This window comes from Duganella fentianensis (assembly GCF_964031615.1).
GTDB classification, from domain to species: domain Bacteria; phylum Pseudomonadota; class Gammaproteobacteria; order Burkholderiales; family Burkholderiaceae_D; genus Rugamonas; species Rugamonas fentianensis_A.
The window spans coordinates 60,524-73,692 of sequence record NZ_CAXIQN010000004.1 but is presented as its reverse complement, the minus strand read 5'-3'; the positions used below and the strand labels follow the sequence as shown (position 1 = coordinate 73,692).

The 13,169-nt window shown below is 57.4% G+C and carries 17 protein-coding genes; 5 read left to right on the top strand and 12 right to left on the bottom strand.

Features of this window, described 5'->3' with window-relative positions; genetic code table 11:
* Window positions 1-14 precede the first annotated feature (14 nt).
* Genes ABNT42_RS02285 through speD form a run of 5 tightly spaced genes read left to right on the top strand, consistent with a single transcriptional unit; the run spans window position 15 to window position 3,503 of the window.
* A complete protein-coding gene (locus ABNT42_RS02285) occupies window positions 15-401 on the top strand; it encodes a DUF350 domain-containing protein (RefSeq protein WP_348693461.1) in 387 nt (128 codons plus the stop codon).
* A gap of 16 nt (window positions 402-417) precedes the next feature.
* Window positions 418-1,449, top strand: coding sequence for an SPFH domain-containing protein (locus tag ABNT42_RS02280; RefSeq protein WP_348693457.1), 1,032 nt, complete (start codon window positions 418-420; stop codon window positions 1,447-1,449).
* A gap of 10 nt (window positions 1,450-1,459) precedes the next feature.
* Window positions 1,460-2,932 (top strand): DUF4178 domain-containing protein, encoded by a 1,473-nt coding sequence (locus tag ABNT42_RS02275; RefSeq protein WP_348693454.1) that lies wholly within the window; start codon window positions 1,460-1,462, stop codon window positions 2,930-2,932.
* Entirely contained in the window at window positions 2,929-3,111 is a 183-nt protein-coding gene (locus tag ABNT42_RS02270) for a hypothetical protein (RefSeq protein WP_348693452.1), read from the top strand. Before ABNT42_RS02275 ends, ABNT42_RS02270 begins: the two co-directional genes overlap by 4 nt.
* Window positions 3,108-3,503 (top strand): adenosylmethionine decarboxylase, encoded by a 396-nt coding sequence (speD, locus tag ABNT42_RS02265; protein WP_348693450.1) that lies wholly within the window; start codon window positions 3,108-3,110, stop codon window positions 3,501-3,503. Before ABNT42_RS02270 ends, speD begins: the two co-directional genes overlap by 4 nt.
* Here the strand turns inward: speD and ABNT42_RS02260 are convergent.
* From ABNT42_RS02260 to ABNT42_RS02205, 12 genes are all read right to left on the bottom strand, one after another.
* Window positions 3,496-3,930 (bottom strand): hypothetical protein, encoded by a 435-nt coding sequence (locus tag ABNT42_RS02260; RefSeq protein WP_348693447.1) that lies wholly within the window; start codon window positions 3,928-3,930, stop codon window positions 3,496-3,498. The genes speD and ABNT42_RS02260 overlap by 8 nt on opposite strands.
* A 148-nt stretch (window positions 3,931-4,078) precedes the next feature.
* On the bottom strand, window positions 4,079-4,753 hold the full coding sequence (locus ABNT42_RS02255; RefSeq protein WP_348693444.1) for a hypothetical protein: 675 nt from the start codon (window positions 4,751-4,753) through the stop codon (window positions 4,079-4,081).
* A gap of 259 nt (window positions 4,754-5,012) precedes the next feature.
* Window positions 5,013-5,435, bottom strand: a complete 423-nt coding sequence (locus ABNT42_RS02250) for a F0F1 ATP synthase subunit epsilon (protein ID WP_348693442.1) — start codon at window positions 5,433-5,435, stop codon at window positions 5,013-5,015.
* A gap of 61 nt (window positions 5,436-5,496) precedes the next feature.
* Window positions 5,497-6,897, bottom strand: a complete 1,401-nt coding sequence (atpD, locus tag ABNT42_RS02245; protein WP_155435583.1) for a F0F1 ATP synthase subunit beta — start codon at window positions 6,895-6,897, stop codon at window positions 5,497-5,499.
* A gap of 29 nt (window positions 6,898-6,926) precedes the next feature.
* A complete protein-coding gene (gene atpG / locus ABNT42_RS02240) occupies window positions 6,927-7,802 on the bottom strand; it encodes a F0F1 ATP synthase subunit gamma (RefSeq protein WP_155435584.1) in 876 nt (291 codons plus the stop codon).
* A 52-nt stretch (window positions 7,803-7,854) separates the two neighbouring features.
* Entirely contained in the window at window positions 7,855-9,396 is a 1,542-nt protein-coding gene (gene atpA / locus ABNT42_RS02235; protein ID WP_348693438.1) for a F0F1 ATP synthase subunit alpha, read from the bottom strand.
* A gap of 62 nt (window positions 9,397-9,458) precedes the next feature.
* Window positions 9,459-10,004 (bottom strand): F0F1 ATP synthase subunit delta, encoded by a 546-nt coding sequence (locus ABNT42_RS02230; protein ID WP_348693435.1) that lies wholly within the window; start codon window positions 10,002-10,004, stop codon window positions 9,459-9,461.
* A gap of 2 nt (window positions 10,005-10,006) precedes the next feature.
* Window positions 10,007-10,477, bottom strand: coding sequence for a F0F1 ATP synthase subunit B (locus ABNT42_RS02225; protein WP_161040633.1), 471 nt, complete (start codon window positions 10,475-10,477; stop codon window positions 10,007-10,009).
* 42 nt (window positions 10,478-10,519) lie between these two features.
* Entirely contained in the window at window positions 10,520-10,789 is a 270-nt protein-coding gene (gene atpE, locus ABNT42_RS02220) for a F0F1 ATP synthase subunit C (protein WP_348693590.1), read from the bottom strand.
* Between the two features lie 76 nt (window positions 10,790-10,865).
* Window positions 10,866-11,669 carry a F0F1 ATP synthase subunit A gene (atpB, locus tag ABNT42_RS02215; RefSeq protein ID WP_348693432.1) on the bottom strand — a complete coding sequence of 268 codons (804 nt, stop codon included), beginning with the start codon at window positions 11,667-11,669 and terminating at the stop codon, window positions 10,866-10,868.
* 21 nt (window positions 11,670-11,690) lie between these two features.
* A complete protein-coding gene (locus ABNT42_RS02210; RefSeq protein WP_348693430.1) occupies window positions 11,691-12,047 on the bottom strand; it encodes an ATP synthase subunit I in 357 nt (118 codons plus the stop codon).
* Window positions 12,048-12,273: 226 nt separating this feature from the next.
* Complete coding sequence (locus tag ABNT42_RS02205) at window positions 12,274-13,161, bottom strand: ParB/RepB/Spo0J family partition protein (protein ID WP_348693427.1); 888 nt, start codon at window positions 13,159-13,161, stop codon at window positions 12,274-12,276.
* Window positions 13,162-13,169 lie beyond the last annotated feature (8 nt).

Here is a 13,169-nt window from a genome sequence, read left to right as displayed (position 1 = left end):
ACTGAAGGTGTGCCGTGCCCGCCATCCTAAATTATCTGATCCACCTGTTACTGGCCGCCGTGCTACTGGCGGTGTTCTTCAAAGCCTACACTTCCTGGACCCCGTTTAACGAAGTGCTGCTGATCCGGCAGGGTAATCTGGCGGCTGCCCTGTCGCTGGGCGGCGCGCTGATCGGCTTTTCCATCACCATCGGCTCGGCTATGGTGCACACGGCCGACTACCGCGAATTTGTCATGTGGGCCGCCGGTGCCATGATCGTGCAGATGCTGGCCTATGCCGTCACCACACGGTTGCTGAACATGGCCAAAGATCAAATCGAGGGCAATAACGCAGCCTTTGGCGGCCTGCTGGGCGCCATTTCCATCTCCATCGGCGTCATCAACGGCGCCTGCATTTCCTAACATCACGAGGACCATTATGGGCATCGGCAGCTTTATCAAGAAGCAGTTTATCGACGTAATCCAGTGGAATGAAGACAGCGACGGCGTACTGGCGTGGCGCTTCCCCATGCAGGATCAGGAAATCCAGAACGGCGGCGTGCTGGTGGTACGCGAATCGCAGATGGCCGTCTTCGTCAACGAAGGCCAGATCGCCGACGTATTCGGCCCCGGCACGCATAAACTGAGCACCCAGACTTTGCCGCTGCTGACCAACCTGATGAACTGGGACAAGCTGTTCGACTCGCCGTTCAAATCGGATGTGTACTTCTTCAGCACGCGCGTGCAGACGGCGCGCAAATGGGGCACGCCGCAGCCGATCACCATCCGCGACAAGGATTTCGACATGGTGCGCGTGCGCGCCTTCGGCATGTATTCCTACCGCGTGACGGACCCGCGCCTGTTCTTCAAGGAGATCAGCGGCACGCGCGAGCTGTACACGCGCGACGAAGTGGAAGAACAGTTGCGCGGCATCCTGATGGCCAGCATGGCCGGTTCGCTGGGCAGCTCGCAAGTCCCCTTCCTCGACATGGCCGCCAACCAGATGCTGATGGCGCAGCAGGTAAAAGGCGATCTGACCACGGCCTTCGGCCGCTACGGCATCGGCCTCGATGAATTCAATGTGGCCAGCGTGAGCCTGCCGGAAGAACTGCAATCGGCGCTGGATGAGCGGATTTCGGCTGGCATGAAAGGCGGCCTGAGTGCCGACAAGATGACCGGCTACACGCGCTACCAGACTGCCAACGCGATTCCGCTGGCAGCCCAGAACGAAGGCGGCGTGGCCGGCCTTGGCATGGGCCTTGGTGCCGGTGTCTCGCTGGGTCAGGTGATGGGACAGGCGCTGGGTGGTGCGATCGCTCCCACGGTTGCACCGGCTGCACCAGCAGCACCGGCCGAAGACAGCATCGAAACGCGGCTGGAAAAGCTCAAGGGCCTGCTCGACAAAGGTCTGATTTCGGCGGCCGACTATGACAGCAGCAAAGCCGAACTGCTGAAGAAGCTGATAGGTTAAGCACCACTACATGCAAACCGTTTCCTGTCCTAGCTGCGGCGCGGAAGTCCACTTCCGCTCGCATGCTTCGGTCATGGCTGTCTGCGAGTACTGCAGCACCAGCGTACTGAAAGATGCCGATGCCGTGCGCGATCTCGGCAAGATGTCGTCCGTACTGGAGGACTACTCGCCGATCCAGATCGGCACCAGCGGCGTGCTGGGTCAGCGCCCGTTCACGGTGGTGGGCCGCATCCAGCTACGCTACGACGCGGGACTGTGGAACGAGTGGTTTCTGCTATTCGATGATGGCGCCACCTCGTGGCTGGGCGATTCCTCCGGCCTATACACCATCACCGCCGAGTACCGTGGCGCGGCCGCTCTGCCGCCGTTCGAGGCACTACATCCGGGCTACACCTACGATCTGAATGGCGCGCCCTATACGGCAGCGGAAATCCGCGTGGCCGAATGTGTCGGCGGTCAGGGCGAACTGCCGTTCAAAGTAGGCGATGGCTATCAGGCGCGCGTGGCGGACTTCCGCCGCGGTGGCGAATTCATCACGCTCGATTATTCCGATGGCCCGCAGCCCGTAGTCTATACGGGGCTGGCCGTCACGCTCGATAGCCTGCAATGCCAGCTACTGCGCGACGACGACGCGATCCAGCGCGCGGCCGGACGCTATCGCGGCAAACTCAGTGCGCTCGACTGCCCCGCCTGCGGCAGCCAGATCAAATACCTGCCCGGCGTGACCACTACGCTGGTGTGCCAGTCCTGCCATAGCCAGATCGATGCGGCCAGCCCTAAAGCGGCCGTGCTGGCGGCGGGCGAACGGCTGGCCAGCGTGCCCATGTCGATCGAACTGGGCGCCACGGCACGCATCAACAATCAGGATTTCACCATCATCGGTATGATGCGCCGCGCCGACGATGAAGGCACGCAGTGGAACGAATATCTGCTGTATGGCACCCGTGCGGGATTCTCGTGGCTGGTCGAAACGGACGAAGGCTGGTCCGGTGCCAATGTGCTGTCCGAATGGCCGCTCGGCTATCAACCGGGCGCACCCGCCGTAGTGGTGGAGCGCACCCACTACAGCAAGCTGTATGACTATAGCTCGGTGGTGACGTTTGCGGCCGGTGCGTTTAACTGGCGGGTCGCGGTGGGTGATCGCACGCAGGTGGCCGAATTCAGCGCCGGCCAGCTGCGGTTAGCCAGCGAAACCACAGCGCAGGAAATGACCTGGTCACGTTCGGCGCCTGTCGCCACCGACCAGCTGGCAGCGTGGTTCGGCAGCCAGTTCAAAGGCGCGCGCAGAACGGCTACGGTGGCCGGCAGCGGGCGCGACGCGCACTATCACCGCAAGCTGGCCCAGCGCGTGATCTGGGTGATGCTGGCCTTTAATGCGATACCCTTGCTGATCAATTTTTCCGCCACATGGTTCCTCAGCCTGATCGGCGCGGCAGCGATCTACCTGCCCGCATGGTTCCTCGATAACGGGGAGCAGTCATGAGCAAATATCTGCTGTACGCCATCGTAGTGGCGTTCGTCACATCGGCCAGTAGCTGGGTCAGTTTTGCCAGCGGCGGCAGCAGTTCCGGCCATGGCTATCGGGGTAGTACGTGGAGTTCGCATACGGGAGGCGGTGGCGGCAGCTATGGTGGCGGTTCTGGCGGCGGTGGGCACAAATGAAGCGCGCCGCTCTGCCCGAACTGGCTCCTGCAGCGATCCATCAGCCGGCCGGCCAGCATCTACTGGCAGACCTGAGCGGCATCGAAGCTGCGCGCCTGAGCGACTGCGCCGTGCTGGAAAATCTGCTACGGCAGGCCGCGCAGGCCGCCGGTGCGCATGTACTGTTCAGCCACTTCCACGGCTTTGGCACAGGGTTAGGCGTGACGGGCGTGGTACTGCTGGCGGAATCCCACATCACCATCCACACATGGCCTGAAAACGGCTACGCCGCAGCCGACATTTTCATGTGCGGTGCGGCGCAGCCGGAACTGGCACTGGCGGTGATCGAACAGGCACTGCATCCAACTAACCGGACCGTGCGGGTGATCGCCCGTAGCGCCGAGATTAGTTGACCTTGACGGAGGTTTCGTTGGTGGCCACAGGCTTCAGCGGTGCCTCGATCTGACGCAGATTGACGACGATGGTGGCCGGATAGTCGAAACCGGCGCCCGTGTTACGGTCAACGATGTAGCCGATTCCGCCGCCGATCAGGATATTGCCCCACACGGCGCCATTCGATTTGGATACAGCCGTGGCATTACCGACAAAGCTATCCTTCTTGCAGTCGATGGCCAGATCGCCGGTGCTCTTGTGCACCGTCACACTGGCTGGGCTGGTCAGGAACCAGCTACCGGTGTCATTGGTCAGCGTGCAGCCGAGGCCGGCGATTTCCTTGTTTTCGAACACGGTGGTTACTGCCACCGGTTGCATTTTTTCGCCCGAAACGGATGCGCAACCCGTCATAACCAGTACACCTGCCAACGCCAGAATCTTTTTCATACATTCCCTCAGTGATTTTTTAGTATTTGCTTTAACAACAGCGCCGCAACAATAGCTTATGTCTATGGCGTAAATACTAACGAATTATCACTTTGATAAAATATTTCTATCAGGAATAGAAATTCTAGCGGCGGGGCTAGTTGCTCAGCTAGTGACGTACACCCAGCGACACGACTGTGCTGCTCAAATCGATACCGCGCACTTCCACGCTACCGAAATTGCCGCCGCTATTGCCGCGCACATGCACATTATTGAAACTCAGCGCACCAATCGAAGTTGGTAGCTGCAGCGTCAGCGAACCGTCGGCCTGCACCACCGCGCTAGCGTTACGAGCATCGTAGACCACATTCTTCGCGCTGCTCTCCGCTTCCAGAAAACCCAGCACGGGATTGACCAGTTTGGTCATATCGCCGATCACGGCCACACCATTCACACTGGCCGGCTGACTGATCTGCGCCACCAGATCGGCGCTCAGACCCTGCGCCGCACTGCCGCGCATTTCGCTTTCGCTCAACTGCTGCATGGCAGCGGCGGGCGGATTGCTAGCAAGCTGCGGCATGGCAGGCGCAGCAAAGGCAGCCAGCGGCGACAGCAAAGCCACGGCGATGGCTGCAGCGGCGCGCATGTTGTACTGACTATGCAACAGTTCATCCAGATGCTGGTGCGTGAGCACATCCCATTCAGTCAGGATCTCGCCGATACGGCGCCCCGTCTCCTCCTGATGGGCGATCGCCCTATCCAGCTGTTCCTGCGTAATCAGTCCGCGCTTGACCAGCAACTGGCCAAAGCGGGATCGATGATGAAATTCATGCAGCCATACCATGTTGATTCTCCACTCTATACCAGAGCCTAAGATAGCATTAAAACAAGCAAAGCTGAGCCTACCTAAGTGGAGGCATTCATCTAGAAAAATACGGGGTCAGGTCGGGCAAAGTGCACGGGTCAGGTCGGGCAACGGTGCACTTTTTGATTTTTCTCAAAATCCGCACCAACGCCCGACCTGACACCTGCACTTTGCCCGACCTGACCCCAAAATAAAAAAGGCAGCCGAGGCTGCCTTTTTGCTGTGCTGCTTGCGTTGCTTAGTGCTTGGCGCGCAGTTTGGCGATAGCGGCCAGTTGGCCGATCGCTGCTGCCAGTTCCGCCTGCGCTTTCGCGTAGTCGATGCCGGCAGTGTTGTTTGCCAGCGATTCTTCGGCACGTTTCTTGGCCGCTGCCGCTTTGGCTTCGTCCAGATCCTTGCCGCGAATCGCCGTATCCGCCAGCACCGTCACGGCGGTCGGTTGCACTTCCAGCAGACCGCCGGCGACGAAGACGAACTCTTCTTCAGCCTGGCCTGGGATCTGGATGCGCACTGCGCCCGGACGGATGCGGGTGATCAGCGGCGTGTGCTTAGGATAAATCCCCAGCTCGCCCTGTTCGCCCGGCAACGCGACGAATTCGGCTTCGCCCGAGTAGATCAACTCCTCGGCGGAAACCACGTCCACGTGTATAGTGTTTGCCATGTCTATCCTGTCGGTTGTGATGCGGTTCCGCGTACGGAACCGCTCAGCAATAGCTCAATGATTAGTTGAGTTTCTTGGCTTTTTCGATGGCTTCATCGATCGTGCCAACCATGTAGAACGCTTGTTCTGGCAGGTGATCGAGTTCGCCCGATGCGATCATCTTGAAGCCTTTGATCGTATCTTTCAGCGAAACGTACTTACCTGGCGAACCGGTAAATACTTCAGCAACGTGGAATGGCTGCGACAGGAAACGCTGCATCTTACGTGCACGGGCTACCAGCAGTTTGTCTTCCGGTGCCAGTTCGTCCATACCCAGAATCGCGATAATGTCGCGCAGTTCTTTGTAGCGCTGCAGGGTACCCTGAACCGCACGGGCGGTGTCGTAGTGTTCCTGACCAACCACCAGAGGATCCAGCTGACGCGAGGTCGAATCCAGTGGGTCCACGGCAGGGTAGATACCCAGCGAGGCGATGTCACGCGACAGAACCACGGTCGAATCCAGGTGACCGAAGGTGGTCGCTGGCGATGGGTCGGTCAAGTCATCCGCTGGAACGTACACGGCCTGGATCGAGGTAATCGAACCGGTTTTGGTCGAGGTAATACGCTCTTGCAGACGGCCCATTTCTTCGGCCAGAGTCGGCTGGTAACCCACTGCGGAAGGCATACGGCCCAGCAGTGCGGATACTTCGGTACCGGCCAGCGTGAAGCGGTAGATGTTGTCCACGAAGAACAGAACGTCTTTACCTTCGTCACGGAACGATTCCGCGATGGTCAGACCGGTCAGCGCCACGCGCAGACGGTTACCTGGTGGTTCGTTCATCTGACCGTACACCATCGCTACTTTCGAGTTGGCTGGGTTTTCCAGGTCAACCACTTTAGCGTCGGCCATCTCGTGGTAGAAGTCGTTACCTTCACGGGTACGCTCACCCACACCGGCGAACACGGACAGACCCGAGTGCGCTTTAGCGATGTTGTTGATCAGTTCCATCATGTTCACGGTCTTACCTACACCTGCACCGCCGAACAGACCCACTTTACCGCCTTTGGCGAATGGGCAAACCAGGTCAATAACTTTGATACCGGTTTCCAGCAGATCCTGCGATGGCGACAGTTCGTCGTATGCAGGCGGGGTACGGTGGATCGAAGCGATCTGGTCGTGAGCAACTGGACCGCACTCGTCGATCGGGTTACCCAGCACGTCCATAATACGGCCCAGGGTAGCTTTACCTACTGGAACCATAATTGGTTTGCCGGTGTTCTGGATCTGCATGCCGCGACGCAGACCGTCCGACGAACCCAGAGCAATGGTACGGACCACGCCGTCACCCAGCTGTTGTTGTACTTCCAGGGTCAGGTCGGAGCCTGCCATTTTCAAGGCATCGAATACCTTGGGCATCGCGTCGCGTGGAAACTCAACGTCCACCACAGCGCCGATACACTGAACGATTTTGCCATCAGCCATGTTCGTTCCTTCTATATTGAATGTTTTGTTTAAACCGCTGCCGCACCGGCGACGATTTCAGAGAGTTCTTTGGTAATCGCAGCTTGACGAGTCTTGTTGTAGATCAGCTTCAGTTCGCCGATCACATTACCGGCGTTATCACTTGCCGCCTTCATCGCCACCATCCGCGCCGATTGTTCCGACGCCAGATTTTCCGCAACCGACTGGTACACCAGCGCTTCTACATAGCGCTCCAGCAGTTCATTGATCACGCTGGCCGCATCAGGCTCGTAGATGTAATCCCAGTTGTGATTACCTGCATCTGCCTGTTTCTTGGCCGCTGGCAGTGGCAGCAATTGCTCCACAACCGGCTCTTGTTTCATCGTGTTAATGAACTTGGTGTAGCACAGATAGACTGCGTCGATTTCGCCGTTCTCGAACTTTTCCAACATGACCTTGACAGGTCCGATCAGTTTGTCCAGATGCGGGGTATCGCCGATCTGCGTTACTTGCGCAACGACAGGAACGCCTACGCGATTCAAAAAACCCAAACCTTTGTTACCGATAGCTACCGCAGCAATCTTGTTGCCAGCCGTTTCCAGCTCACGGGTCTTCGCCGTCACCATACGCAGCACGTTGGTGTTCATACCGCCGCACAGACCTTTATCGGTCGTCACAACGATGAAGCCAACAGCCTTGGCCGATTCCTTCTGCTCTTCAGCCAGGAACGGGTGGGTGAATTCCGGATTTGCGGTGGCCAGATTAGCGGCGATATTGCGAATCTTCTCACTGTAGGGACGGGCGGCGCGCATACGATCTTGCGCTTTGCGCATTTTCGATGCAGCGACCATTTCCATCGCCTTGGTGATCTTCTTCGTATTTTCTACGCTCTTGATCTTGCCTCGTATCTCTTTGCCTACTGCCATGAGTCCTTACTCCTTCTGCGCTGAGGGCGATCCCGCAGGATCGCCTTGCCGCTTAAAATGCGCCGGATTTTTTGAAGTCAGCAATGGCAGCCGACAGCGCAGCTTCGCCGTCTTTGTCCAGTTGCTTGGTTTCTTCAATCTTCGCCAGCAGCGCAGCTTGTTTGGTCTTCAGGTAGCTGTGCAGGCCAGCTTCGAAGGACAGTACTTGTTTCACTGCCACGTCATCGAGGTAACCCTTGTTGACAGCGAACAGCGAAGCAGCCATCAGCGAGATCGACAGTGGCGAGTACTGAGCCTGCTTCAGCAGTTCGGTAACGCGCGCACCACGGTCCAGCTGTTTGCGGGTCGATTCGTCCAGATCGGAAGCGAACTGCGCGAACGCAGCCAGTTCACGGTACTGTGCCAAGTCGGTACGGATACCGCCCGACAGGTTTTTGATAACCTTGGTCTGCGCTGCACCACCCACACGCGATACGGAAATACCGGCGTTAATTGCAGGACGGATACCAGCGTTGAACAGCGAGGTTTCCAGGAAGATCTGACCGTCGGTAATCGAAATCACGTTGGTAGGCACGAAGGCCGACACGTCACCCGCTTGGGTTTCGATGATAGGCAGTGCGGTCAGCGAACCGGTTTTACCTTTGACAGCGCCGCCGGTGAAGGCTTCAACGTAGTCAGCGTTCACACGAGCTGCACGCTCCAGCAGACGCGAGTGCAGGTAGAACACGTCACCTGGGTAAGCTTCGCGGCCTGGTGGACGACGCAGCAGCAGGGAGATCTGACGGTAAGCCACAGCTTGTTTCGACAGGTCATCGTAGACGATCAGTGCATCTTCGCCACGGTCGCGGAAGTATTCGCCCATGGTGCAGCCCGAGTAGGCCGAGATGTACTGCATAGCAGCCGATTCAGCAGCCGAAGCAGCCACCACAATGGTGTACTCCAGCGCGCCGTGCTGTTCCAGCGAACGCACGATGTTCTTGATGGTCGAAGCTTTCTGACCGATCGCGACGTAGATACAGGTCATGCCCTGACCTTTTTGGTTGATGATGGCATCAACGGCTACGGCGGATTTACCGGTCTGACGGTCGCCAATGATCAGCTCACGCTGGCCACGACCGATAGGTACCATCGCGTCGATCGATTTCAGGCCGGTCTGCATAGGCTGCGACACGGATTCACGAGCGATAACGCCCGGAGCGATTTTTTCGATCGGCGAAGTCAGTTTGGTTTCGATAGCGCCTTTGCCATCGATAGGCTGGCCCAGAGCGTTGACCACACGGCCACGCAGTTCAGGACCAACTGGCACTTCCAGAATGCGGCCGGTGCATTTCACCGTGTCGCCTTCGGAGATGTGCTCGTAAGCACCCAGAATCACGGCGCCGACGGAGTCACGCTCCAGGTTCATTGCCAGACCAAAGGTGTTACCTGGGAATTCCAGCATTTCGCCCTGCATTACTTCGGACAGACCGTGAATGCGGACGATACCGTCAGCAACGGAAATCACCGTGCCTTGGTTACGTACTTCAGCGCCACCATCAAGGCCTTGAATACGGCTCTTGATCAGCTCGCTGATTTCAGATGGGTTGAGTTGCATACTAACTCCTAAAAGTGTTTCTCTCAGCTTACGCGAGATGAAGAATCTGTTCTAAGCGACGCTTACGCCACCAGCGCAACACGCATTTGCTGCAGCTTGGCGCGTACCGAAGTGTCCAGCACTTCATCGCCGACGACCACACGCACACCACCGATCAGGGCTGGATCCACGGTAACTACCGGGTTCAGCTTGCGGCTGAATTTCTTTTCCAGCGTGGTAACCAGTTCGGTTACCTGAGCCGAGCTCAGATCGAATGCACTCGTGATTTCCGCATCAGCTGCACCTTCCACGGCGTTTTTGAGCGCCTGGAACTGGCTGCCGATTTCCGGCAGCAGACTGACGCGGCCGTTTTCGACCAGCATGCTCAGGAAGTTTTTCGCTTCCTGATTCAATGGCGATTTCACCAGTGCCGTAATGGCGGCGCTCACATCGCTAGCCGAAGCTTTCGGATTGCGGGCGAATGCTTGTACCTCGGGGTGGGCACCGATCTGGGCCAGTTCGGCGACCAGTTCGGACCACGCCGCGAGGGTGAACGATTCCTTACCTGCTTGGGCTACGCGGAACAGAGCTTCCGCGTAGGGACGGGCGACGGTTGCGTTTTCTGCCATGATTACAGCTCGACAGACAGGCGCGACAACAGATCAGCGTGAGCCGATGCATTGACTTCGCGCTTGAGGATTTGCTCGGCGCCCTTCACAGCCAGGTCAGCCACCTGAGCGCGCAGCGCTTCACGCGCCTTGGCCAGTTGCTGATCGGCGTCGGCTTTAGCTTGCGCAATGATGCGGTCTGCTTCGGCTTGTGCATTAGCTTTGATTTCTTCTGCGACCAGTTGCGCACGCTTTTCAGCGTCTGCAACGCGTTGCGAAGCTTCTTCGCGCGCACCGGCCAGCGCTTCGCTGGCACGTTTTTCAGCCATGACCATCGCAGCCTGGCCTTGGTCGGCCGCAGCCAGACCATCAGCGATACGCTTGGCACGCTCATCCAGCGCTGCATTCAGCGATGGAAATACGAACTTCATCGAGACCCAGACCAACACCGCGAAGGTGATCATCTGGCCGATGAGAGACATATTGATGTCCATACCTTTGCTCCTAACTAAAAGTTTCTCCTAGAAGGGAGCGAATTACTTACCAGCAGCAGCGATGATAGCGGCCAGGAATGGGTTGCTGAAGGTGTACAGCAGAGCAACACCAACGCCGATCATCGAGATCGCGTCCAGCAGACCAGCGATAACGAACAGTTTGGTTTGCAGTTGTGGCATCAGTTCAGGTTGACGTGCCGAAGCTTCCAGGAATTTGCCGCCCAGAATTGCGAAACCGAGAGCGGTACCGATAGCGGCCAGGCCGATGATGATAGCTGCTGCCAGAACGGTCATGCCTTGTACTTGTGCGATCAGAGCTTGCATTTATTTCTCCTAAGATTTTAAAAAAGACTACAGATACTAAGAAAGTGAAAACAGATTTTTAAACTTAATGTTTCTCAACCGCGAGGCTCAGATACACCACAGTCAGCGCCATAAACACAAACGCTTGCAGGGTCACCACCAGAATGTGGAAGATAACCCATGGACCACCGAGCAGCCACTGCGCCCACCATGGCAACAGAGCGATCAGGATGAACAGCAGTTCGCCGGCGTACATATTGCCGAATAACCGCAGCGACAGCGACAGTGGCTTAGCCAGCAACTCGATCATCTGGAAGATGAAGTTGACCGGTGCCAGTACCACTGCCATGAAGCCATGGGCGTGGAATGGTGCGGTGAACAGCTCTTTACCCCAGCCGCCGAGACCTTTGGCTTTGATCGAGAAACCAATAATGCACAGCATGACGCCGAACGACATGCCGAAGGTGTGGTTGACGTCGGCGGTCGGCACAACGCGCAGCTTGTGGACGCCGAAGTTGCTCAGAATCTGAGGCAGCAGGTCGACTGGCAGGAAGTCCATGGCGTTCATCAGCCAGACCCAGCAGAAGATGGTGATCGCCAGCGGGGCGATCACGGCGCTCTTGGCGTGGAATGCGGAATTGACTACTTCATTGACCAGATCCATCACGGCTTCAACGAAGTTCTGCAGCTTGCCCGGTACGCCGGAGGTTGCACGACGCGCTGCCAGATAGAACACACCGAGGAAAATAAAGCCCAGAACGGCCGAAACCCAGAACGTGTCCAGGTTGAAAGTACCGTCAGCAGACTTGAGATGGCTCAGGTGGTGCTGGATGTATTCGATGGAAGTCGGCGCGTGGTGCGCTCCCTCAACAGCATTTTCTGTGGTCATAATAGTATTAGATTTTGGTGATTAAACTGCGAGCAGTGAGAACCAGTATGCCAAGGTTGCCACCGCGAAACCCAAGATCAGCCATAACCATGCGGCCGACTGAAACAACACTAGCGCGACGATGAACAGCACTACTGTTGCAAATATCTTCATTACTTCGGCCCGTACATGCGACCGGAACACTACTTTGGGGTCGTTTGATCCGCGCGTGACGAACATCGCGTACATCAGACTACCGATGACTGCGACTGCTCCGCCATATGCGGCCGACCATGCTTTGTTGGGTCCGGCCCAGATCCATGCCAATAAGGCAAACGCGGTGACGATCACCAGCTGCAGGGCCACAACCTTGAATATCGGTCTGGAATCACTCGTCACATCTCTCAATTTGACTAGCTCCCAAGCCGCCGATAAACCACAAAGACACGGGATTATATGTGTCTTTAATGTAGTGCGTCAAACTTTGCTGCACCGCAGCAGAGCATTTGGTGCACGAAAGCGACGCTTTTAAAACCATTTCGAGCCGCTTTGCACCAAGTTGGAACCAGATAGCTTGCGGACCACTTTATTTCATGAATGACAATAGAAGTGGCCTGCGGAATAATCAGGCACGCAAACGGGCCAGCACGCCTTCCAGAATGTCGAGGTCGGCAAAGTCGATGATCATCTGACCACGGCCTTTGCTACCCATTTTGAATACCACCGGCGTGGCCAGCGTATCGGACAGTTCTTCTTCGAGGCGGACGATGTCGCCCGACTTTTCTTTCTGGCGTGCTTCGGCCGGCGCGGCTTTCTGCTCTTCCAGCGTCTTGTTGACCAGTTTTTCCGTTTCGCGTACCGACAGTCGCTTGGCGATGACCAGATTAGCCAGCGTGATCTGGGTAGCGCCATCGACGGCCAGCAGCGCGCGCGCATGACCCATATCGATATCGCCGGCCATCAGCATGGTCTGCACGGCCGAGGCCAGATTCATCAGACGCAGCAGATTCGATACTGCACTGCGAGAACGGCCGACGGCGTTGGCCGCCTGCTCATGGGTGAAGGCAAAATCGGTGATCAGACGGTGGATACCTTGCGCTTCTTCCAGCGGATTGAGGTCTTCGCGCTGCATGTTTTCGATCAGCGCCATGGCGGCGGCGGCCTGATCGTCCACATCGCGTACCAGCACGGGCAGTTCTTCCAGCCCTGCTAGCTGGGCGGCACGGAAACGGCGCTCGCCGGCAATGATTTCATACTTGGTGTTGCCGCTCTTCTTGTCGGTACCGATAGGACGTACCAGTATCGGCTGCATGATGCCCTGCGTCTTGATCGACGCTGCCAGTTCCTGAAGACCGCCCTCGTCCATGCGGGTCCGCGGTTGGTACTTACCTGCCTGCATTTGCGCGACAGGCAAAGTGGACGGGGTATTCGCATCCGCCGTGTTCAGATCGCCATTGCCGCCCAGCAGGGCGTCAAGGCCGCGACCGAGGCCTTTCATTTTTTTAGTTGCCATGAGATTGC

Excerpts from the sequence above, each read along its gene's own strand:
- ABNT42_RS02280 (WP_348693457.1), top strand. The coding sequence starts at position 418 with ATGGGCATCGGCAGCTTTATCAAGAAGCAGTTTATCGACGTAATCCAG.
- ABNT42_RS02275 (WP_348693454.1), top strand. The coding sequence starts at position 1,460 with ATGCAAACCGTTTCCTGTCCTAGCTGCGGCGCGGAAGTCCACTTCCGC.
- ABNT42_RS02270 (WP_348693452.1), top strand. The coding sequence starts at position 2,929 with ATGAGCAAATATCTGCTGTACGCCATCGTAGTGGCGTTCGTCACATCG.
- speD (WP_348693450.1), top strand. The coding sequence starts at position 3,108 with ATGAAGCGCGCCGCTCTGCCCGAACTGGCTCCTGCAGCGATCCATCAG.
- ABNT42_RS02260 (WP_348693447.1), bottom strand. The coding sequence starts at position 3,930 with ATGAAAAAGATTCTGGCGTTGGCAGGTGTACTGGTTATGACGGGTTGC.
- ABNT42_RS02255 (WP_348693444.1), bottom strand. The coding sequence starts at position 4,753 with ATGGTATGGCTGCATGAATTTCATCATCGATCCCGCTTTGGCCAGTTG.
- ABNT42_RS02250 (WP_348693442.1), bottom strand. The coding sequence starts at position 5,435 with ATGGCAAACACTATACACGTGGACGTGGTTTCCGCCGAGGAGTTGATC.
- atpD (WP_155435583.1), bottom strand. The coding sequence starts at position 6,897 with ATGGCTGATGGCAAAATCGTTCAGTGTATCGGCGCTGTGGTGGACGTT.
- atpG (WP_155435584.1), bottom strand. The coding sequence starts at position 7,802 with ATGGCAGTAGGCAAAGAGATACGAGGCAAGATCAAGAGCGTAGAAAAT.
- atpA (WP_348693438.1), bottom strand. The coding sequence starts at position 9,396 with ATGCAACTCAACCCATCTGAAATCAGCGAGCTGATCAAGAGCCGTATT.
- ABNT42_RS02230 (WP_348693435.1), bottom strand. The coding sequence starts at position 10,004 with ATGGCAGAAAACGCAACCGTCGCCCGTCCCTACGCGGAAGCTCTGTTC.
- ABNT42_RS02225 (WP_161040633.1), bottom strand. The coding sequence starts at position 10,477 with ATGGACATCAATATGTCTCTCATCGGCCAGATGATCACCTTCGCGGTG.
- atpB (WP_348693432.1), bottom strand. The coding sequence starts at position 11,669 with ATGACCACAGAAAATGCTGTTGAGGGAGCGCACCACGCGCCGACTTCC.
- ABNT42_RS02205 (WP_348693427.1), bottom strand. The coding sequence starts at position 13,161 with ATGGCAACTAAAAAAATGAAAGGCCTCGGTCGCGGCCTTGACGCCCTG.